The 21,167-nt window shown below is 60.2% G+C and carries 20 protein-coding genes and 1 pseudogene; 12 read left to right on the top strand and 9 right to left on the bottom strand.

Annotated features, from left to right (window positions below):
* The first annotated feature begins 9 nt into the window (after positions 1-9).
* A complete protein-coding gene (locus tag CK911_RS15670; protein ID WP_098971105.1) occupies positions 10-912 on the top strand; it encodes a LysR family transcriptional regulator in 903 nt (300 codons plus the stop codon).
* A gap of 9 nt (positions 913-921) precedes the next feature.
* Positions 922-1,236: a DUF2007 domain-containing protein gene (locus CK911_RS15665; protein WP_042019746.1), complete on the top strand. Its 315-nt coding sequence runs from the start codon at positions 922-924 to the stop codon at positions 1,234-1,236.
* 11 nt (positions 1,237-1,247) lie between these two features.
* On the opposite strand, the gene CK911_RS15660 is transcribed toward CK911_RS15665, so the two are convergent.
* Positions 1,248-2,534, bottom strand: a complete 1,287-nt coding sequence (locus tag CK911_RS15660; protein WP_098971102.1) for a dicarboxylate/amino acid:cation symporter — start codon at positions 2,532-2,534, stop codon at positions 1,248-1,250.
* A gap of 209 nt (positions 2,535-2,743) precedes the next feature.
* On the opposite strand from CK911_RS15660, the gene CK911_RS15655 reads away from it, so the two are divergent.
* Positions 2,744-2,989 (top strand): YecH family metal-binding protein, encoded by a 246-nt coding sequence (locus tag CK911_RS15655; protein ID WP_098971099.1) that lies wholly within the window; start codon positions 2,744-2,746, stop codon positions 2,987-2,989.
* A gap of 99 nt (positions 2,990-3,088) precedes the next feature.
* Positions 3,089-3,688, top strand: coding sequence for a YhgN family NAAT transporter (locus tag CK911_RS15650; protein WP_042019740.1), 600 nt, complete (start codon positions 3,089-3,091; stop codon positions 3,686-3,688).
* Positions 3,689-3,690: 2 nt separating this feature from the next.
* Here CK911_RS15650 and CK911_RS15645 read toward each other — a convergent pair whose 3' ends face one another.
* Positions 3,691-4,653 carry a LysR family transcriptional regulator gene (locus tag CK911_RS15645; protein ID WP_098971097.1) on the bottom strand — a complete coding sequence of 321 codons (963 nt, stop codon included), beginning with the start codon at positions 4,651-4,653 and terminating at the stop codon, positions 3,691-3,693.
* 276 nt (positions 4,654-4,929) lie between these two features.
* Between CK911_RS15645 and tatA the strand changes: the two genes are divergently transcribed.
* The 3 genes from tatA to CK911_RS15630 all read left to right on the top strand — a co-directional run bounded on the left by tatA (position 4,930) and on the right by CK911_RS15630 (position 7,058).
* Positions 4,930-5,091 carry a twin-arginine translocase TatA/TatE family subunit gene (gene tatA / locus CK911_RS15640; protein ID WP_005339944.1) on the top strand — a complete coding sequence of 54 codons (162 nt, stop codon included), beginning with the start codon at positions 4,930-4,932 and terminating at the stop codon, positions 5,089-5,091.
* A 16-nt stretch (positions 5,092-5,107) separates the two neighbouring features.
* Positions 5,108-5,410 carry a YfcZ/YiiS family protein gene (locus tag CK911_RS15635; RefSeq protein ID WP_042019736.1) on the top strand — a complete coding sequence of 101 codons (303 nt, stop codon included), beginning with the start codon at positions 5,108-5,110 and terminating at the stop codon, positions 5,408-5,410.
* 226 nt (positions 5,411-5,636) lie between these two features.
* Entirely contained in the window at positions 5,637-7,058 is a 1,422-nt protein-coding gene (locus CK911_RS15630; protein WP_098971095.1) for a lytic transglycosylase F, read from the top strand.
* Here the strand turns inward: CK911_RS15630 and CK911_RS21380 are convergent.
* Complete coding sequence (locus CK911_RS21380; RefSeq protein ID WP_172954035.1) at positions 7,036-7,212, bottom strand: hypothetical protein; 177 nt, start codon at positions 7,210-7,212, stop codon at positions 7,036-7,038. The genes CK911_RS15630 and CK911_RS21380 overlap by 23 nt on opposite strands.
* A 73-nt stretch (positions 7,213-7,285) precedes the next feature.
* Here CK911_RS21380 and CK911_RS15625 point away from each other — a divergent pair.
* Positions 7,286-8,528, top strand: a pseudogene (locus CK911_RS15625) (phospholipase D family protein).
* Between the two features lie 525 nt (positions 8,529-9,053).
* Here the strand turns inward: CK911_RS15625 and CK911_RS15620 are convergent.
* The 6 genes from CK911_RS15620 to CK911_RS15595 form a co-directional block, all read right to left on the bottom strand.
* Positions 9,054-11,609, bottom strand: coding sequence for a TRAP transporter permease (locus tag CK911_RS15620; RefSeq protein ID WP_098971093.1), 2,556 nt, complete (start codon positions 11,607-11,609; stop codon positions 9,054-9,056).
* 103 nt (positions 11,610-11,712) lie between these two features.
* Positions 11,713-12,684 carry a TAXI family TRAP transporter solute-binding subunit gene (locus tag CK911_RS15615; RefSeq protein ID WP_042057072.1) on the bottom strand — a complete coding sequence of 324 codons (972 nt, stop codon included), beginning with the start codon at positions 12,682-12,684 and terminating at the stop codon, positions 11,713-11,715.
* 406 nt (positions 12,685-13,090) lie between these two features.
* The gene (locus CK911_RS15610; RefSeq protein WP_172954034.1) at positions 13,091-15,244 is read right to left on the bottom strand and encodes a S9 family peptidase; all 2,154 of its coding nucleotides are present in this window, start codon (positions 15,242-15,244) and stop codon (positions 13,091-13,093) included.
* A 234-nt stretch (positions 15,245-15,478) separates the two neighbouring features.
* Positions 15,479-15,910 (bottom strand): DUF411 domain-containing protein, encoded by a 432-nt coding sequence (locus tag CK911_RS15605; protein ID WP_098971088.1) that lies wholly within the window; start codon positions 15,908-15,910, stop codon positions 15,479-15,481.
* Positions 15,911-15,956: 46 nt separating this feature from the next.
* The gene (locus tag CK911_RS15600) at positions 15,957-16,280 is read right to left on the bottom strand and encodes a hypothetical protein (protein ID WP_098971086.1); all 324 of its coding nucleotides are present in this window, start codon (positions 16,278-16,280) and stop codon (positions 15,957-15,959) included.
* A gap of 88 nt (positions 16,281-16,368) precedes the next feature.
* Positions 16,369-17,091, bottom strand: coding sequence for an SDR family oxidoreductase (locus CK911_RS15595; RefSeq protein ID WP_172954033.1), 723 nt, complete (start codon positions 17,089-17,091; stop codon positions 16,369-16,371).
* A gap of 142 nt (positions 17,092-17,233) precedes the next feature.
* On the opposite strand from CK911_RS15595, the gene CK911_RS15590 reads away from it, so the two are divergent.
* The 4 genes from CK911_RS15590 to CK911_RS15575 all read left to right on the top strand — a co-directional run bounded on the left by CK911_RS15590 (position 17,234) and on the right by CK911_RS15575 (position 21,081).
* Positions 17,234-18,076, top strand: coding sequence for a LysR family transcriptional regulator (locus tag CK911_RS15590; protein ID WP_098971081.1), 843 nt, complete (start codon positions 17,234-17,236; stop codon positions 18,074-18,076).
* 101 nt (positions 18,077-18,177) lie between these two features.
* Positions 18,178-18,774 carry an NAD(P)H-dependent oxidoreductase gene (locus CK911_RS15585; RefSeq protein WP_068978326.1) on the top strand — a complete coding sequence of 199 codons (597 nt, stop codon included), beginning with the start codon at positions 18,178-18,180 and terminating at the stop codon, positions 18,772-18,774.
* 67 nt (positions 18,775-18,841) lie between these two features.
* Positions 18,842-20,698 carry a monovalent cation:proton antiporter-2 (CPA2) family protein gene (locus tag CK911_RS15580; RefSeq protein WP_098971078.1) on the top strand — a complete coding sequence of 619 codons (1,857 nt, stop codon included), beginning with the start codon at positions 18,842-18,844 and terminating at the stop codon, positions 20,696-20,698.
* Complete coding sequence (locus CK911_RS15575; RefSeq protein WP_033137694.1) at positions 20,695-21,081, top strand: SirB2 family protein; 387 nt, start codon at positions 20,695-20,697, stop codon at positions 21,079-21,081. Before CK911_RS15580 ends, CK911_RS15575 begins: the two co-directional genes overlap by 4 nt.
* Positions 21,082-21,167 lie beyond the last annotated feature (86 nt).

The following is a 21,167-nucleotide window of genomic DNA, read 5'->3' as shown; positions in this document are numbered from 1 at the left end:
GGTGCAACAATGGATCTCAATGCAGCCTTAATTCTGGTGCGTATTGTCGACAAAGGTTCGTTTACCGCCGCCGCTCAGGAGTTGGGGATGACCAAGGCGATGGTGAGTCGTCGTATCGCCGAACTGGAGCAGCGGCTCGGGGTACGTCTGCTCTATCGTTCTACCCGTCAGCTCACCCTGACCGAGGAGGGGGAGAAATACTACCTGCACTGCAGCAAGGCGGTCGATGCCCTGACCGAGGCGGAGCTGATGTTGAGCGCCAGCCAGCAGGAGGTGACTGGCACCCTCAAGCTGGCAGTGCCCATCGAGACGGGGCAGTTGGTGATCGGGCGTATGGTCGCCAAATTTTTGCAGGTCTATCCCGGCTTGCAGGTAGAGCTGGAGTTGACCAACCGGGTGATCGATCCCATCAGCGAAGGGCTGGATGCGGTGGTGCGGGTCGGTGACATGAGCGACTCCAATCTGGCTGCGCGGCGACTCTGGAGCACGAGTCGGCTGCTCTGTGCCAGCCCTGACTATCTGGCGCGTAGTCCGGCCATTACCCGGCCAGAGGATTTAACCGACCATGAGCGGGTGACGGTGAGCAGTGGCTTTCTCGCTTCTCACTGGTGTTTCGACCGGGATGGCAAAGAGGTGCTGGTTGACCCCCCATCCCGTTTTCGGGTCAATAATATTACCTGTGCCCGAGAGGCGGCGAAGGCGGGGATCGGCTTGGCTTCACTACCCGCTATGCTTTGTCAGGAAGAGCTGGCCAGTGGCGAACTGGTGATCTTGCTGCCGGACTGGCAGCAGCCCAGGGTGCCGATTTACCTGCTGTTTCCGGAACGGCGGCTGATGCCGCGCAAGCTGCGGGTATTTATCGATTTCATGATGGAAAATAGCGCCGAGTTTGGCATCGACAAGTTGTTGTAAGGGGGAGCTATGGATAACTGGATCAATCTTTATCGCGCTTCTCATACCCTGGAGGCCCACGCCCTGAAAGGGGCACTGGAGGCGGAAGGGGTGGTGGTGCGGCTCAATGGCGATGGACTGTTTGGCGCCCTGGGAGACCTGCCGGTAGACATGCTGCAGGTGACCCTGCTTGTGCGTGGCGAAGACCGCAGCAAGGCGGGGCGGGTCATCGAGCGTTACCAGCAGCGCCAGGGTAATGGCTGGCTCTGTGGCCAGTGCGGGGAGGAGAATGGCGCCAACTTTGAGGTCTGCTGGCGCTGTCATCACGATCCCCACGACAGCTGATCTCTCTTCCGCTAGCGCAGCGGGAACTCGATATCTTCCCCTGCGCTGGCATCATGGTAGGTCGTCAGATCCAGCTCGTTCTCGCTGCGGGCGATCAGCACAGATACCAGAATATCCCCCGATACGTTGACCGTAGTGCGCGCCATGTCGAGGATCCGGTCAATACCTGCAATCAGCGCCACTCCTTCCAGCGGCAAACCGACCGCCGTCAGGGTCAGGGTCAGCAGCATTAGCCCGGTACCCGGGGTGCCTGCCGTGCCGATACTGGCCAGGGTGGCGATGCTGATGATGGTCAGGTAATCCACCATATGCAGATCTACCCCGAACGCCTGTGCCACAAACAGTGCGGTGACTCCCTGATAGAGGGCTGTGCCATCCATGTTGATGGTGGCACCGATGGGCAGCACCTTGGCGGTAATAGTGGGTGAGACACCCAGCCGCTGCTCGGCGCAGGCCAGAGTGATGGGCAGGGTGTTGTTACTGGAGCTGCTGGTGAAGGCCACTGCCTGGGCATCGACGATGCTCTTGAAGTAGTGCAGCGGATTGAGCCGTGCCAGCAGGAGCAACAGGGTGCTGTAAACGCCGAGCACGTGCAGCAGACAACCGAGGTAGACAGCGCCGATCACCTTGAGCAGCGGCAGTAGCAGCTCTAGGCCGTACTTGCTGGTCATCCAGGCCATCAGGGCACAGACTCCGTAGGGCGCGAGCGCCATCACCATCTGGGTCAGCTTGAACATCCCCTCGGCCAGCGAGGTGAAAAAGAGAATGGCAGGACGGCCACGACGACCACAGGCGTTGAGGGCCACCGCCAGCGCCACCGCAAAGACGATCACCTGCAGAATTTTTCCATCCACCATCGCTTGTACCGGATTGCTTGGCACCAGGTTGCCGAGCACGTTGGCTAGCGAGGGTGACTCCAGCATCGCTCCGGGCCGCAGATAGGGGCCCATGTCGGCGCCCACGCCCGGTTCCAGCAGCCAGCCCATCATCAGGCCGATGCAAATGGCGATGGCGGTGGAGCAGAAGTAGAGGCAGATGGCTTTGATGCCGATGCGATCCAGGGCCTTGCCCTTGAGCAGCGAGGTGAGGCCAGCGATGACCGAGCAGAAGATGAGGGGCACCATCAGCATCTGGATAGTGTTGACGAACAACACGCCAATGGGCTTGAGCTGCAAGGCTTGCTCTTCAATGCCGACCCCGAGGCCGACCCCCAGCAACATGCCGATCAGGGTCTTGAGCCAGAGCGGACGACGAGTCCAGATCTGCCAGGGCTTGATAGCCTCTCCATGGAACTGCATGACGCCAATATCCTTATAAATTGTCTGCGATGGCTAAAATGGGGCGCCAGTGTAGCGATCCCTGCACCGGGTTGCCACATTATCGACAAAGCGTGGGCGCTGACCACCCCTCTGGTCAGCTAATGCGCGGTTTGTTGGTTTATATCAAGGTCTCCCGGTGCGAGGCAGGCTTTAATGTACATTCTGCATATTTATTATTGGGGTAGAAAATGTCGCAATCGGTACATGGTCATGAAGTGATGGAGATGATGCTGGAGCAAGAGGGGCAATTTAGCCGCGCCAGCCTCAAGCAGGCGATGGCGGAACGGTTCGGGGTCGATGCGCGGTTTCATACCTGTAGCGCCAGCGAGATGGATGCGGAGGCGTTGATCGACTTTCTGGCCGCCCGCGGCAAATTCATCGACTCGGCTGATGGCTTCCAGACCCGCGCCGACAAGATCTGCAACCACGGTTGACTCTCCTGCGAGCGCATCATGGCGCTCGCTGAATTCTTCGCCTTTTGCTATATTTCGCCCCCTCTCTTTTCCCTATTCAAGGCGTAGCCAGGGCGTTGTATGGATACTTTCTCTGCCGCAGTCATGCTGTTTCTGATCATGGATCCGCTGGGCAACCTGCCGGTGTTCCTCTCTATCTTGCGTCATATCGATCCCAAGCGGCGGCGCAAGGTGATGATCCGCGAACTGCTCTTCTCGCTGGCGATCATGATGCTGTTCCTGTTTGTCGGTCAGCAGATCCTCGGTTTCCTCAACCTGCGGCAGGAGGCGGTCAGCATTGCCGGCGGCATCATCCTGTTCCTGATCGCCATCAAGATGATCTTCCCCAGTGAAGGGGGCGTCACCGGGCTGGCGGCGGGTGAGGAGCCTTTCCTGGTGCCGATGGCGATCCCGATGATCGCCGGTCCCTCGATCCTGGCCTCCCTGATGCTACTGGCCAATCAGGAACCCGCCCGGATGGTGGACTGGTCGCTGGCACTCTTTATTGCCTGGGCTGCCAGCGCGGTGATCCTGATGTTCTACGAGGTATTCAACAAGCTGCTTGGTGAGCGAGGGCTCACGGCGGTAGAGCGGCTGATGGGCATGCTGCTGGTGATGATCGCGGTCCAGATGCTGCTGGATGGGGTACACCACTATCTTTCGGTGACCGCCATCCCCTGAACTTAGTGACCCGAAGCTGGCTGTAGCTGACTCATGATCTGGGTCAGTAGTAGCTCCCGCAACCAGCGATGACCCGGATCCTCGCTGTGGCGCTGATGCCAGATCAGCAGGTGGGAGATGCTGTCCAGCGCGATGGGCAGCGGTAGCTGCAACAGCGGGTAGACCTGGGTGGCGTTGCGGGCGTAGAGCTTGGAGAGGGTCACAATCATGTCGGAGTGCATCCCCATCCGCAGTGCGGCCTCGAAGGAGGGGACGGTGGCCTCGATGCGCCGGTAGAGATCCTGCTCTGCCAACTTGTGATCCAGCATCCAGCGATCCCGCCCCTCGCAGTAGGTCTGCACATGGGGATAGCTGAGGTAGTGTTCCAGATTCCAGTTGGGCTCCCGCAGCGCGGGGTGGTGCTGCTGTACCAGACAGGTGAGATCATCGACGGCCAGCAGTCGCTGGCAGATGTTGCCGGGCAGGGTGTCGAGCCGGTAATCGGAGCTGATGCAGTTCTCCCGCACCGCGAAGGCGATATCCACCTGCCCCTGACTCATCTCGGTCAGGCTGGTTTCGGTCCACTCCTCATAGCGCAAGCGGATCCGTGGTGCCTGCCGTTTCAGCTCGCTCAAGTACAGTGGTGCAAACAGGGTAAAAGCGCTGTCCATGCTGGCAATGACGAATTCCCGCTCCGAGCTGGCGGGATCGAATTCGGGCGGCTGGATCAGGTTGTCCAGCGATAGCAGGATGGGTTGCAACTGCTGCTGCAACGCAAGGGCGCGACCAGTGGGTTCGAGTCCGTAGGCTGAGCGGATAAAGAGAGGATCATCGAAAGTGTCACGCAGGCGCCCGAGCGCCTTGCTGACGGCAGACTGGCTTAGATGAAGGCGGCGTGCCGCCTTGCTGCCGTTGCGCTCTTCCAGCAGCACCTGCAGGATAATCAGCAGATTGAGGTCGATGCGACCCAGTTGTTCCAGTAGCATGATATGAATCTCACTCAATTCTAAGATGAATTTATACCATTTGTTTTCATATCTTGGCGATCTTATCCTCAAATGGTCTCAGGTTCGCATGAACCACTGGTACAGGATGTAGCGGTTGAGGGGACACGTAGCACAATCAATATGGCGACCTTTGGGTCGCCCTATTTTTTGGTTATGATTTATTTGCTCACTTGCGCCCGCCTTGATTTTGCCCAACAATCCCTGCGCTCTATTTTGATACAACTGATAGATATCTCTTTGTGAGGGAGTATCCCTATGGGACTCGGTGGAATTCATATCTGGCATATGTTGATCCTCTTGCTGGTAGTCGTACTGGTTTTCGGCAGCAAACGTCTTGCCAGTGCAGGTGAGGATCTGGGTACCGCCATCAAAGATTTTCGCAAGGCGATGCGTGACGACGCAAATCATCCGAAATAAGCAGTAGGAGTAGAAAATGTCTGTAGACGAAAAAGTAGAATTGAACGAAACCTGTGACAGCTGCGGCTGTTTTGCCGAGATCGGCACCATCATAGGTGAAGGTGATGAGGTGATGGAGCTAGCGATTGAAGCCGCGACCGAAGCTGATGCCCGTGCCAAACTGGCTGCCTATGAAGCACTGGCCAAACAGGTCACTGCCGAAGCCCAAGTGAGCAGCGAACTGACCCAGGGCGCCAACGGCGTGATCCTGAAAGCCCGCCTGCAGTTTACCTGCACCGCTGAAAAGCTCATTTTTGAGCTGCGTGCCCGCTCTATCTGATTAATGTGATAACACGGCAGCACAGCCTGCCGTGTTGACCCTTCTGCTGTGGGTCGCCGTTCTATAGTTACTCTACCCCACAGACGTTTTTGCCCGGCGCGAGTCGGCCAACAGAAGGCGTAAACATCATGACGCAGCGATGGATCTCTGCCCCCAATCCCACCTTCTATCGTGATCTGTGCTGCCGACAAGCAGCAGGAGTGATGTCAGCGCAGGAGCCATTGTGATGCGGCGCTGGATCTGGGCTCTGCTGGCCCTCTGCTGTTTTCCCCTGCTGGCGGCTGAACTCAAGCCACTGCGTCTGCCCCAACCCGGGGACCTCGAAAGTATTCTGCAAAAACGCGAACTCAGGGCCCTGGTGGTCTATGAGCGCGGCTTCTATTTTCTCGATCGTGGCTCCCAGTACGGCATTCTGGTCAATCAGCTGCAAGGGTTCGAGCGTTGGCTGAACAAGACCTATCTCGCCAAGGAGAAGGTCAAGCTCAAGGTGGTCTACATCCCGGTGCGTCAGGACAAGCTGCTGGACTATCTGGCAGAGGGGCGCGGCGATCTGGTGGCGGCGACCATGACGGTGACCCCGACCCGGCGTGAGCAGGTGGCCTTCTCTCGGCCGCTCATCTCTTCCATCGAGGAGTGGGTGGTGAGCCAGAAGGGCCTGCCCGCCTTCAGCCGCATTACCCAGCTCTCCGGCCGTCGGGTCTGGGTGCGCGCCAGCTCCAGCTACTACGAGAGTCTGCGCCAGCTCAACTGGCTGTTTCGCGAACTGGGGCTGCCCCCCGTCTATATCGAGACGGTGCCCGAATACCTGCAAGATGGCGATCTGCTGGAGATGGTGGCCGCCGGCATTATTCCCCTGACGGTGACCGACAGCTACAAGGGGCGGATCTGGCTGGGGGGCATGATCTCCGGCCTCAAGGCCCACAAGCTGGTACCGCTGCGCAGCAATGGCGCCAGCGCCTGGGCGCTGCGCAAGAACAGCCCCGAGCTGCTCAAGGCGGTCAACGGCTATCTGGCGAGCGTCAGCAGCAGTAGCCTCTATAGCGACATGACCTTGCGGCGGTTGCTGGTTCACAGCGATCAGATGAGCAATATCCTGGCCCCGGATCCCATGGGGCGCCTCGCTACCATTCGCAAGGTGCTGGAGAAGTACGCCAATCAATACGATCTCGACTGGCTGATGCTGGCTGCGCTCGGTTACAAGGAGTCCGGCCTCAATCCCAAGGTGCGCTCGCACAAGGGGGCCGTGGGCCTCATGCAGCTGCTGCCCAGCACGGGGCGGGAGGTCGGCATTAACGGTGCCAGGCTAACCACCCTTGAGGGCAATGTGGAGGCTGCTTGCCGCTACATGCGGTTGATCCTCGATACCTATTTCAATGATCCCAAACTGGATCGGCTCAACCGACACCTGTTTGCCCTCGCCGCCTACAACGCGGGGCCGAACCGGGTGCAGGCGCTGCGGGGCAAGGCGGAGAAGCTGGGGCTCGATCCCAACGTCTGGTTTGGCAACGTGGATCAGCTGGTGGCCAACGAAGTCGGGCAGGGACCGATCAACTATGTCGGCACCATCTACAAGTACTACGTGGCCTATCGTTTCAGCCTGCCCCAGATCGAGGGCAAGGCCGCCGCTATCGAAGCGGCTCAGCCCTGAGCCGGTTGACCGGCAGGGTTGCCTGCACGGTCGGCAACTGCCAGTCACCGTCCCTGTGTTGCAGGAGCCAGTGGGCGGGGTCTGTGGCGGGGATGAGATCTGGCTGGCTGAGCTGGCCCAGATAGCGCAACATCGGGGTATCATGCAGTTCCATCAGCAACTCCTTTTGAATATCTGACGAGGCTCGCCAGCGTTATGACACCCGGCCATGACAGCAGGATGACACCATGATCTCCGGATCCTTTGCCCTGATCGATGCTCCCCTGCTGGCACTCAAGGTGCGCTGCCACTGGATCCGCCATGCCCGCGAGCGGATCCAGGCACAGTATTACAGCTGGGAGGAGGACAGCAGCGGCAAGCTGCTGCTGAGCGAGCTGCTCCACGCCGCCCGGCGTGGCGTCAAGGTGCAGCTGCTGGTGGATGATCTCTATGCCGGTGACAACCGCTTTCTGGAGATGGTGGCTCACTACCCGGGGATCGAGGTGCGGCTGTTCAACCCCTTCTGGCTGCGGGGCTGGCGCCCGCTGGCCCTGCTGCTGGAGGGGCTGCTCAGCTTTCGCCGCATCAACCACCGGATGCACAACAAGCTGCTGCAGGTGGATGGCAAGCTGGCGCTGATTGGCGGGCGTAACATCGGCGATCGCTACTTCGGTCTGGATCCGCAGGCCCCCTTTGTGGATCTCGATCTCGCCTGTCAGGGGGGGCTGTGCCAGCAGATGGCACAGGGGTTCGAGCAGTTCTGGCACAGCCGCTGGAGCCACCCCATCCGCCACCTGCTACGCCGTGAGCTGCTGCCCGCCGAAATTCAGGTGGTCAACGACTTCCTGTTCACCATGACGGATCCGGCGGTGGCAAGGGTCTACGATCTGCCAGCGGAGCTGTTTGATGAGGCTGACGTGCCGCTGCAGTGGTATGAGGGGCGGGCCGAGGTGTGGTTCGATCGTCCAGGTAAGGGGCTTATCTCCCGTCCCACCACCGCTCGCCAGCTGTGGCGCCAGTTGGCAAATAATCCCCACCGCTTGGCGTTGGTCACCCCTTACCTCATTCTCACCCGTGGATTTCGCCATCGTCTGGCGCGGCTGCGTCGCCATCGACATTCTCACCAACTCGCTGGCCAGTACCGATGTGCCACTGGTTTATGGCGCCTATCAGCGTTATCTCGGCTGGTTGCTGCGCCAAGGGATCCGGGTCGCCGAGTTTGACCATGGCCACGGCAGCCTGCACGCCAAGCTGATCCTGCTGGGGGAGGAGCGGGCGCTGTTTGGCAGCCTCAACCTCGATCCCCGCTCGCTGTTTCTCAATACCGAACTGATGCTGCATCTGCACTGCCCGCCGATCTGCGAGGCGCTGCGAGATTGGTTGGCTTGCTGGCAGGATCAGGCTGGCGGATCACCGCGCAAACCCGAGGGGTGGTCAAGGCGGCTGATAGCCCGCCTGAGCGACTGGTTGCCGCTGCGCCGCTGGTTGTGAGGCGGCCATTTTTTGTGCGAGATCTCGCAAAGCCTTGTAAGCTATTGCTGATGCCCTTTGCGGGTGAATAACCACGCATGAATATATCTTGCTGTTTTATAACAATTTAGTGGTGATGATAAGGCTGTTTTTTGTACTCCAATGTGAATGGAATGGGCATAAAAACGTTTTTTATTTTGTTTTTATGCGTAATATTTCAGTTGCAAGGACAAACACGGTGGCTTGTCTGCCGTGTGGACGAAGGTTGTAACGGGTAGCTGGCCACTTGTATAACTGCAATTGGCGCGCACTTTTCAGATGGGTCGCGAACTATCGGAAAGTGAAACAGAAACCCGGCGTGGCCGGACTCCAATATGGAACATGCTATTTGCGAGGGGGTGACATGGACATGTCACCCCACTTTTTTTGGCCGCTCGCCACCGTTTAGCTTTTTCCATGACTACCGCCTCTCGCAAAAGCCGCAGAGGGCAAGGCAATAAAAAAGAGGGCCGCAATAGCGGCCCTCTGTCTCATTTGCTCGGCGGATTAACCGGCCTTGACGCTGCGGCGACGCTGCAGCCAGACGATCACCCCGAACAGCAGGAAGCCCGGGATCCACATCCACTCCTTGGTCCAGCGCTCGGTGGGCGCCTTGACGGTGAGGATCTCCTGATCGAACTCCAGTCCCATGGTGGCGGCCGGGCTGCCAAAGGCGACGTTGTCGATCAGCGTCTTGCCATCCTGCTCATAGAGGCTCAGCCCCAGATTGGCCAGCCGCTCCTCGCCATTTTCCCCATCCGGTACGGCGACCAGCAGGGTGAACTTGCGTGGCTTGCCCACCGCATCTTCACCGAGGATCCGCAGCCGCAGGGTGCTCTCCGCCTCCACTTCACCCATGGTTTGGGCCAGTTGGGCAGGCGGGCTCTCGCGATAGGGATCGTGCACCATGTCCATCCAGAAACCCGGGCGGAACAGGGTGAAGGCAACCAGCAGCAGCAGCACGCTCTCGTACCAGCGGCTCTTCACCAGGAACCAGCCCTGGGTCGCGGCGGCGAAGATCAGCATGGCGATGGTCGCCACCATGAAGATCAGCACCCCGTGGGCGAAGTCCACGTCGATCAGCAGCAGATCGGTGTTGAAGATGAACAGGAACGGCAGCGCCGCGGTACGCAGGCTGTAGTAGAAGGCGGTGATCCCGGTTTTGATGGGATCTCCCTTGGAGACGGCGGCTGCCGCGAAGGAGGCCAGCCCCACCGGCGGCGTCACATCCGCCATGATGCCGAAGTAGAAGACGAACAGGTGCACCGCGATAAGCGGCACGATCAGCCCATTCTGCTGCCCCAGCGTCACCACCACCGGCGCCAGCAGGCTGGATACCACTATGTAGTTGGCAGTGGTGGGCAGCCCCATGCCGAGAATAAGGCTCAGCAGGGCGGTCAGCAGCAGCATCAGCAGCAGGTTGCCCATGGAGAGGAACTCCACCAGATCCGCCAGCACCAGACCAACCCCGGTCTGGGAGACCGCACCCACGATAATCCCCGCAGTGGCGGTGGCAATGCCGATACCAATCATGTTGCGGGCACCGGCGACCAGCCCTTCCCGCAGATCCACTACGCCGTCAGCGACGGTGCCGTAGTCGTGCTTGCCGTCCTGGCGCAGCCAGTTGAGCAGCGGGCGCTGGGTCAGCAGGATGATCACCAGCATCACGGTGCCCCAGAAGGCCGACAGTCCCGGCGAGAGGCGCTCCACCATCAGGCACCACACCAGTACCACCACCGGCAGCATGAAATGCAGGCCGGAGAGCAGCACGGCACGGGTATCGGGCAGTTCGGTGAGCGGCTTGTCGGGATCTTCCGCCGCCAGCGGTTCGTTGCTGGCGGCGATCTTCAGCAGTCCCAGATAGGCCAGCGCCAGCAGCAGGCTGATCCCCGGCAGGGCGTAGTCACCCAGCACAGGCTTGAGCCAGCCGAGGCCATAGTAGACCGCCAGCGACAGTCCGCTGATCAGGGCGGCGCCAAAGGCAAAGCCGGTCAGACGGCGCAGCCAGGGCTTGGGCTGATGGCCACCGATGGGCTGCATGCCCAGTTTCAGCGCTTCCAGATGGACGATATATAGCAGCGCGATATAGGAGATGGTGGCAGGCAGGAAGGCGTGCTTGATGATCTCCACATAGGGGATACCCACATACTCCACCATCAGGAAGGCGGCCGCCCCCATCACTGGTGGCATGATCTGGCCGTTGACCGAGGAGGCCACCTCGACCGCCCCCGCTTTCTCGGCGCTGAAGCCGACCTTCTTCATCATCGGAATGGTGAAGGTGCCGGTGGTCACCACGTTGGCAATCGACGAGCCGGAGATCAGACCGGTCAGGCCGGAGGCGACCACTGCCGCCTTGGCCGGGCCGCCGCGCAGGTGGCCGAGCAGGCTGAAGGCGAGCTGGATAAAGTAGTGACCGGCACCGGCCCGCTCCAGCAGGGCGCCGAACAGCACGAACAGGAACACGAAGCTGGTGGAAACGCCGAGGGCGATGCCGAACACCCCTTCGGTGGTGATCCACTGGTGGTTGGCCAGCGCGGTAAAGCTCACCCCGCGGTGGGCCAGTAGCCCCGGCATCCAGGGGCCCGCCAGACTGTAGACCAGAAAGGCGATGGCGATGACCGCCAGTGCCGGCCCCAGCGCGCGGCGCGCCGCTTCCAGCAGCAGCGGCAGACCGATACAGGCGGTGACCAGATCGGCGGTGGCGAGGGTACCGGGACGCAGCGCCAGCGCTTCGTACATCACAAACAGATAGGCGGCGGCACCCGCGGCGATCAGGCCGAGGGCGATATCGCTGAGGGGCACCCGATCTCGCGGCGAAGAGCGAAATGCCGGGAACACCAGAAAGGCCAGCAACAGGGCAAAGGTGAGGTGAATGGATCGGGTTTCGGTGTCATTGAGGACGCCAAACCCCACCATGAAGGGGAGTGGTGAGGCGATCCAGAGCTGGAACAGCGACCAGGCCAGCGCCAGGGCGGTGATGATCCAGCCCAGAGGGCCTAACGGCAGACGAGCGCCCACATCCTGGGCGATCAGTTCCTCGGTAGAAAGTTGGTTATCTTGCATAGGGTTAACTTGTGCCAGCGAGTACAACAAGAGCGACACCCGCCTCCGCAATCAGGCGGCAGACGGGTGTCGAAGAGAATGACAAAGGCCCCGGGGCCAGAAATCAGAGCCAGCCGCGCTCTTTGTAGTAGCGGGCAGCCCCTTCATGCAGCGGTGCAGAGAGACCCACCTTGATCATGTCGGCCTCTTTCAGGTCGGCAAAGGCAGGGTGCAGGCGCTTGAAGCGATCCAGGTTGTCGAACACCGATTTGACCAGCTGATAGACCACTTCCGGATCGGTTTTGGCGCTGGTGGAGAGCACCGCTTTGCCACCAATGGACGGGGTCGGCTTATCGCTGCCCTTGTAGATGCCGCCCGGGATCTCGGCCTTGCTGTAGTAACTCTTCTCGGCCAGCAGCTTGTCGATATCTGCGCCGGTCACCGGTACCAGTACTGCGTCTGTGGTGGTGGAGGCTTCCTGAATGGCGCCGTTCGGATGGCCGACGAAGTAGCTCATGGCGTCGATGTTGTTGTCACCGAGGGCGGAGGCCTGTTCGGCAGGCTTCAGCTCTGAGACCAGACCGAAGTCACCCTTCTTCCAGCCTTTGACCGCCATGATCTCTTCCATGGTGTCACGCTGGCCGGAGCCCGGGTTGCCGATGTTGACCCGCTTGCCTTTCAGATCGTCGAAGCTGGCGATCTTGGCATCGCGGCGAGCCAGAATGGTGAATACCTCACTCTGCAGGGAGAAGACGGCGCGAATGTCATCCATGGCCCCTTCGGCCTGGAACGGCGGCAGCCCTTTCATCGCCTTGAACTGGTGGTCGGATTGCATGATGCCGAAGTTGAACTCACCGCTGCGGATGCCGTTGACGTTGGCAACACCGCCGCCACTGGCCGGGGCATTGCACTTGATTTGGTGATCGGCTGCGCCGCGATTGAGGAAGCGGCAGATGGACTGGCCCGCCACGTAGTAGACGCCGGTCTGACCGCCGGTGCCTATGGTCACGAAGCGCTCCTGCGCTTGTACCGGACCACCAAATGAGACACCGACCAGAGCCGCCGACAGGGCGCACGCCAAGGTTAATCCTTTCATCTATTCCATCCTTTTCATTGATTTATCTCACCCGTTCCACGGGTGAATGTGCGGTCAAGTCCCGTTTTGCGTCGGGCTTGCCGATAGGGCCTCATGCGAGGAATGGTCGGGCTGTTACCCCCTCCCAAAAAAAGCCACCATCATCCTGCGGTGAGATAACCGGCGTCCTGCCAGCAGAAGATAATTTGGCCCCTGAGGGGCCAAATAAAAAGCGATAACGACTTCGATTAAGCACATTGTGCCAACATAAATCAAACAAAACGGCAAAAAAGCAGCGTTAAATATCGAAAAGTTTGATGTCGATCATCAATTTCTTGATCCGAGATTAATTTTTCGAGCAGGGCGGGGAACGTATGGGGAGAGTCTTATGCGGCCCTTGCGTGGCAAGGGCCGGAGTCATGATGGATCAGTTGGCCGGGGTGGCCAGATCCAGGATAAAGGCGTATTCCAGCGCGATATCTTCGTAGGCTTTGAAGCGGCCCGACTTGCCGCCGTGGCCGGCGTCCATGTCGGTATTGAGTAACAACTTGTTATCATCCGTCTTCAGCTCGCGCAGCTTGGCGACCCACTTGGCGGGCTCCCAATACTGCACTTGCGAGTCGTGCAGCCCGGTGGTGACCAGCAGGTTGGGGTAGGCTTGCGCCTTCACCTGATCGTAGGGGCTATAAGCCTTCATGTAGTCGTAGTAGCGCTTCTGGTTCGGGTTGCCCCACTCGTCATACTCCCCGGTGGTGAGGGGAATCGACTCGTCCAGCATGGTGGTGACCACATCGACGAACGGCACCTGCGCCACTACACCGCGATAGAGTTCGGGCGCCTGATTGATGACGGCCCCCATCAGCAGGCCACCGGCACTGCCGCCCATGGCGTAGACCTGATCCCTGGCGCCATAACCCTGAGCGACCAGCGCCTCGGTGACATCGATAAAGTCATTAAAGGTGTTCTGCTTGTTCAGCAGTTTGCCATCTTCGTACCAGTGACGGCCCAACTCTTCGCCACCCCGGATATGGGCGATGGCGTAGACGAAGCCGCGGTCCAGCAGGCTCAGGCGCGAGCTGCTGAAGTCGGGATCCATGCTGGCGCCGTAGGAGCCGTAGCCATAGACCAGCAGCGGATTCTTGGGCGCATCGGCCTGCTCTTTCTTGAACTTGTCCTTGCGATAGACCAGCGACACCGGCACCGATACGCCGTCACGGGCGGTGACCCAGAGCCGCTCGCTGGCGTACTGGTCGGCCTTGAAGCCTGCCACCGGCTGCTGCTTGAGCAGGGTGCGCTTGCCGCTCGTCATATCCAGCTCATAGGTGGATGAGGGGGTGGTCATGGAGGAGTAGCCGTAGCGCAGGGTGCTGGTATCGGGCTCGGGGTTGTAGGCGAGCCAGGTGACATAGGCAGGGTCGTCGAAGGCGATCTCCTTCTCGTCGCCGCTCTGCCAGTTGATCTGGCGTAGTCGGGTCAGCCCCTTGCTGCGCTCTTCCAGTACCAGCCAATCCTTGAACAGGGCATAGCTCTCCAGCAGCACGTCTGGATTGGGGGCAATGACCGCCTTCCAGCGATCGACCGGGCTCTCTTTGGTCTCATAGAGGCCGAAGTTCTTGCCGTCCTTGTTGGAGCGCACATAGAAGCGGCCACGGTAGTGATCCAGGCTGTATTCGTGATCCACCTGACGGGGCAGAAACAGCCGTGGCCGCTGACTCGGCACGTTGGCATCGATCAGCCGCACTTCGCCGGTGGTGGTGCTGGAGAGGGCGATGACGATGAAATCTTCCGAGGTGGTGGCGTAGAGGCTGACGTAGAAGGAGTCATCCTTCTCCTCGTAGACCAGCTGATCCTTGGCCGGATCGCTGCCAAGCTCGTGGCGATAGACCTGATAGGGCAGCAGGGTCTGCGGGTGCTTGCGCACGTAGAAGACGGTCTTGTTGTCGTTGGCCCACACCAGATTGCCGGAGGTGTTTTCCAGCTTGTCGGTGGCCCACTGGCCGCTCTCCAGATCGAGGAACTGGATCTGGTACTGACGACGGGAGAGGAGATCTTCCGCCACTGCCAGCCAGCGGTTGTTGCGGCTCACCTCAAGGGCGCCGAGGGCGTAGAACTCGTGTCCTTCGGCCCGCTGGTTGCTGTCGAGCAGCAGGCTCGCCTGCTCTTCGCCGAGCTTGGTGCGGGAGTAGATACCGTACTCCTTGCCCGGCTCATAGCGGGTCTGGTAGCGGTAGCCGTTCTTCACATAGGGCACCGACTCATCCTGCTGAGGAATGCGGGCGACCATCTCCTTGTAAAGCTGTTCGCGCAATGGCTGGGTCGGTTTGAGCATGGCCTCGGTGTAGGCGTTCTCGGCCTCAAGGTATTGCAGCACTTCCGGCGCCTGACGCTGGTCGTCTCGCAGCCAGTAGTAGTTGTCGGTGCGGGTATCCCCGTGCTTTTTCAGGGTATGGGGATGTTTGGCGGCCACGGGCGGCTGGATTGGATGTTCGCTTGTCAGCATGGCGGGCTCTTCATTGGCATAAGTGGGGGGGAGAACTGTCAGAAAGGCTAGCAGCAGAACTCCTCGGGAAAAGGTAAACATGTCGCATCCTTGGCGCTGGAAAGGGTTGGTTGACCTGAGCATCGGCTCCATGAATTGGCGTTAAATCTGCCCCTTGTTGCCGGTGGTTGCAAGCAATCCCTTGTTATTGCAGGAAATGTAATCAAAAAAAGCCGCTATCTCGCGATAGCGGCCCTCTTTCTGGCCATGAGCGGCAAAAGTCCGTTCAGGTGTGCCTCACATGATGTGGGAGTGCCCTCTCATGACCAGTTTTCGTCAGCCTGGGTAGCTCGACCAGCGGTTGGTCGCGCCCTCGTTGCTGATACTCAGTACCTCATAGGGATGGCCCGGAATATCCATGCCCGGCGCACTCTGGGGCATGCCCGGAATGGTCAGGCCACGGATCGCCGGTTTTTCCCTGAGCAGCTTCTGCACATCGGCGGCCGGTACATGCCCCTCGATCACATAGCCGTTCACCACGCCGGTATGGCAGGAGGCCAGTTCCGGCGCGATACCGTATTGCTGCTTCACTGCGCCGAGCTGTTCGGTTTCGATGACTTCCAGTTCGAAGCCATTCTGCTCCATGTGCTCGTTCCAGCTTTGGCAGCAGCCACAATATTTGGATTTGTAGACGGTCATCTTCTCGGCCGCGAGAGCCGAAAAGCTGACGGTACCGGCCAGCATGGCCAGTAACAGGGGTTTGTACATCACTCACCTCAGATTTAAAGAAAAGATGCCCGATATGGGATGGCTTTCAGATCCGGGGGCGAGGGGGACGTTCGAGCCGCTCGCACGGGGCGTCCGGCATATAGAGAGAGGGGGGGGAGAATTCGGGGCTATCCGGTTCCAGCACGGCAACCGTCAGGCTGTCGCTGCTTACCAGCGTCATCGAGAGGGCGGTGGTAAAGCTGCCGCAGGGCATCGCTTTTTCCAGGGTGCGCTCGCTCTGGCTGCAGTGGGTAGTCAGGGTACAGAGGTCGGTTGCGGCCCGGCTGCCAAACGACATCAACACCAGCACCAGACTCCACAAGGGGAGCCAGCGACGGGCGTGAGCGAGTTGGCGACGGGTGAGAACCATGGAATGACTCGAAAATAACAAGGGGCACATGGTAACCCTGTGCCCCGGGGGAGGGTCAAGCCCTCCCCATGGTGTCAGTCAGCCCGGATTAAGGTTGCTGACGGGTCGCCGCCAGCACGATCTCGCGCACGCAGACGTTGGCAGGCTGGTTCCAGGCGTAGAGCACGGCATCGGCGATCACTTCCGGCGCAATGACGCCGCCCATCTGATCTTTCCAGTCGTGGTAACCGGCCTTGATGTTCTCGTCAGTGGTGTGGCTGAGCAGTTCGGTCTCCACCGCACCCGGGGCAATGGTCACCATCCGCACACCCACATCGGCCACCTCTTCCCGGATGTTCTCGGTCAGGGCGTGCACGGCGAACTTGGTGGCGCAGTAGGCGGCATGGTTCGGGAAGGTCTTGCGACCAGCGATGGAGCTGATGTTGATGATGGTGCCGCTGCGGCGCTCCTTCATGCCCGCCAGTACCGCATGGACGCCGTTCAGCACCCCCATCACGTTGATGTTGAGCATCTGCTGCCACTCGGCGGGATCCTGCACATCGGCCTGACCCAGCAGCATGACGCCGGCGTTGTTGACCATGCAGCCCACCGGGCCAAATTGGGCTTCTGCCTGCTGGACGGCGGCCTTCATGGCGGCGGTGTCGGTCACATCGACCCCGATGCAGAGGGTATTGGGCAGATTCAGCGCCTGCATCGGCTCGACCCGACGGGCCAGCAGCAGCAGCGGATGACCGGCAGCAGAGAAGGCTCGGGCGATAGCGGCACCGATCCCGGCGGAGGCACCGGTGATCACGACGAGAGATTTGGACATGGGTCTTTCCTTCTGATTCAAGAGTCGGTTTGAGCAAACAGGTGGCTGGCCAGCACGGAACCCAATCACTATAGTCACTGCATCTATAAGTGATAAATATTGTTTTCCGCTGGTTATCATCTGAAAAAACTATGGTTGGTTTATGCTGGACTTGAGATTGCTGCGTTTCTTCATCGCCATCTATGAAGAGAAGAACATCACGGCGGCGGCCGAGCGCTGCCACGTCAGCCAGCCCTCCCTCTCGGCGGGGCTGCGCCAGCTGGAAGAGGCGCTCGGTGACAGCCTGTTTGTCCGGGGCAAAAAGGGGGTGGTGGCGAAAGATCCGGCCCACTATCTCTATCCTCACGCGGTCAAGCTGGTGGAGGAGGCGCGCCGTTTGCCAGAGCTGTTTCGCCAGAAAGCGACGCGTGCGAGGCTCAATATCGCCATCATGCCGGACTTGAGTCGCCGCCGGGTGGCCGGGCTGCTGCAGCAAGTACAGCGTGTGTTGCCGCAGCTGGATCTCACCCTCTCCGACTACGCCACGCCCGCCGACTGCCGCTTGACGCTGGATGCCTTGCGCCGGGAGGACGAGATCTTTCTGCCGCTCTGGGAGGAGGATTACGTGCTCTGCGTGCCGGTCGACCATCCCCTTGCCAGTCGCGAAAGGATCGAGTTGGCCGAGCTGCAACATTATGATTTTATTGAGTGCCCGCCCTGCGAAGCCCATCAGCAGACTATCGGCCTGCTGGCCTGTGACCGCCTTACCCTCAATCTGGTGGCTAAGGCACAGAGCAAGGGGTTGGTGATGGCGCTGGTGCTGGCGGGAGTCGGCATCAGTTTTCTGCCGGACGGGCTGGTGGAAGATGAGGCGGGTCTCTGTACCCTGCCGGTGAGCGGGCCGCGGATGTTTCGCCGGATCGGGCTCTGCTATCCCGCCCACCAGACCCTCAATCCGGCGCTGCGGGAGCTGATCCCCGAGTTGGCAGGCTATGGCGCTTCCTGATAAGGTCGCTCTCCTGTGCACCTTTACGATGCAGCTCCCCAGACTCCCCTTTTCTGTTTACCGCGCCTTGCACCGCAAGGCTTTGTTCGGGTGATGTGGTCATGAAACGCATTCTGGTTATTTTTTCCCATCCCGCGCTGCAGAGCTCGCGGGCCAACAAGCAGCTGTTGCAGGCGATTGAGGGGCTGGAGGGGGTCACGGTTCACGACCTATACCAGCACTATCCCGACATGTTCATCGATGTGAAGCGGGAGCAGGCGCTGCTCTCTGAGCACGATATCATCGTCTTCCAGCACCCGTTTTACTGGTACTCCTGCCCGGCCATCATGAAAGAGTGGATGGATCTGGTGCTGGAGTATGGCTACGCCTACGGCCCCGAAGCCCACGCCCTCAAGGGCAAGCAGTGGCTGAGCGCCATTACCACCGGCGGGGCGCCGGAGTCCTACTGCAGCGAGGGGTACAACAGCCGACCGCTGCTCGATTTTCTGCTGCCATTTCAACAGGCTGCCACCTTGTGTGGCATGAACTGGCTGCCCCCCTTCGTGCTGCACTCCTTTCACAAGATCAAGGATCCCGCCGCCCTGCGCCGCTGTGGTCAGGATTATCGCCAGCTGCTGTGCGCCCTGCGTGACGATCAGCTGACCCCTGAACAGTTGGCTGGGCGTCCTTATCTACGCGACTTGCTGGAGGTACTCTGATGACACATTGGCAGCTTGTTGGCCGACTCCATGAGCCGGATCAGATGTTCACACGGAGGGCTGACTGATGGGCCACGGGATCCTGTTTGATGCCTTTATCTACCTATCTGCCGCCGTCATCGCGGTGCCGCTGGCCAAACGCTGGGGGCTGGGCTCAGTGCTCGGCTATCTGCTGGCGGGGATCATCATAGGCCCCTTCCTGCTGGGGCTGGTGGGGGAGCAGAAGGACGTGATGCACTTCGCCGAGTTTGGCGTGGTGCTGATGCTGTTTCTGGTCGGTCTTGAATTGCGTCCGGCCCTCTTGTGGCAGCTGAAGGGGCCGATCCTCGGCACCGGCGGCCTGCAGGTGCTGCTTACCACGGCGGCGCTGACCGGCGTGGCGCACCTCATCGGCCTGCCGCTGCAACAGGGGCTGGCCATCGGCCTGATCCTGGCGCTCTCCTCCACCGCCATCGTTCTGCAGAGCCTGCAGGAGCGCAAGCTGATGCTGAGCGAGAGTGGTCGCTCCGCCTTTGCGGTGCTGCTGTTTCAGGATATTGCGGTCATTCCGATCCTGGCGCTGCTGCCGCTGCTGGCCATCGCGCCGGTGGCCAGCAATGGCAGCGCCGAGCTGGCAGGTTGGCAGCATGGTCTGCTGGTGGTCGCGGCGATCTCCGGCATCGTGCTGGGTGGCCACTACCTGATGCGGCCGGTGTTTCGCGCCATCGCCCAGTCCCACATGCGGGAGATCTTCGTCGCCGCCGCCCTGCTGCTGGTGATTGCCATCGCGGTGCTGATGGAGTCGGTGGGGCTCTCGCCTGCTCTCGGCTCCTTCCTCGCTGGGGTGGTGCTGGCCGACAGCGAATATCGCCACGAGCTGGAGGCAGACATAGAGCCGTTCAAGGGCTTGCTGCTCGGTCTGTTCTTTATGTCGGTGGGGGCGGGTATCGACTTCGGGCTGTTTGCCGAGCACCCCTTCCTCATTCCCACTTTGGTGGTTGGTCTGATGGCGCTCAAATGGCTGGTGCTGATGGCGCTCGGCTTTGCCATCCGCATCTCGCCGAGCCAACGCTGGACCTTTGCGCTGGCGCTGGCACAAGGGGGGGAGTTTGCCTTCGTGCTCTTTTCGTTTGCCGCCCAGAACCGGGTGCTGCCCGGTGAGACCCTCTCGCTGCTGACATTGGTGGTGGCGCTCTCGATGGCGTTGACCCCGCTGCTGCTGATCCTCAATGATCGGGTGATCCAGCCCTGGTTCGATTACCGTAACCAGAGCGACGCACCGCAGCATGAGCAACCTGAGCTGGTGGAGCATCCGGTGATCATCGCGGGCTTCGGCCGTTTCGGCCAGATAGTGGGGCGCTTGCTGCATGGTCACGGCATCGGTACCACCATCCTCGAGCAGGATGCCAGCCAGATAGAGACGTTGCGCAAGTATGGCTATCAGGTGTTTTATGGCGATGCCAGCCGGATCGATCTGCTCCATGCTGCAGGGGCGCACAAGGCGAAGCTACTGGTGCTCTCCATCAACGATCCGGCTACCTCGCTGGCGGTGATCGAGATGGTGCAGAAGCACTTCCCGCACCTGAAGATCCTGGCGCGAGCGCTGGATCGACCCCATGCCCACGAGATACTGCGGCACGGGGTCGAGAGCGTGCACCGGGAAACCCTGGGCTCAGCGGTCGATCTGGGGGTGGAAGCCCTGACCCAGCTCGGTTTTCGGGCCAACCAGGCCTGGCGGGCGGGTCAGACCTTCAAACAGCACGATAACTGGCTGTTGCGCGAGCAGGTCAACTATCTGGACGACGAACACACTTATATCAACAAGAGCCTGCAATACCGGGAGATCCTCTCCGATCTGTTGCAAGACGACGAGGAGGGGCAGGAGCGTATCCATGCCCACAACTGGAATAGCGGGCTACCCGACGACGACAAGGAAGCAAAATGATTGCCTATTACCCCATGTTCAAACACCTGCATATGACGCTGGCGCTGGTCAGTCTGCTGCTCTTTATCTATCGCTGGCGCCTGGCACTGGCCGGCAGCGATCGGTTGCAGCAGAAGTGGCTGAAGATCCTGCCTCATATCAACGACACCTTCCTGCTGCTGTTTGGCGTGCTGCTGGCGGTGACCTTGCAGCTGAGCCCGGGTCAGCAGCCCTGGCTGATGGCCAAGCTGATTGCACTGGTGCTCTATATCGGTCTGGGTGTGATGGCACTCAAGCGCCCGGCCCGCGGTCAGAAGCTGGTGGCCGGTGTGGCGGCGCTGGCGGTGTTCGGATACATGATCGGTGCGGCCATCACCAAGTCAGCCTGGTCGTGGCTGATGTAAACAGGGGAGGGGGAGGCTAGCCTCCCCCTTTCGAGATAATATTCTGATTAATTATTTATTCATGGAATGTTTAACTGCCATTGGAG

Origin of the sequence: Aeromonas sp. CU5 (genome assembly GCF_002586745.1) — a bacterium.
In the GTDB taxonomy this organism is placed as follows: domain Bacteria; phylum Pseudomonadota; class Gammaproteobacteria; order Enterobacterales; family Aeromonadaceae; genus Aeromonas; species Aeromonas sobria.
This window is presented reverse-complemented; position numbering and strand designations above follow the sequence as displayed.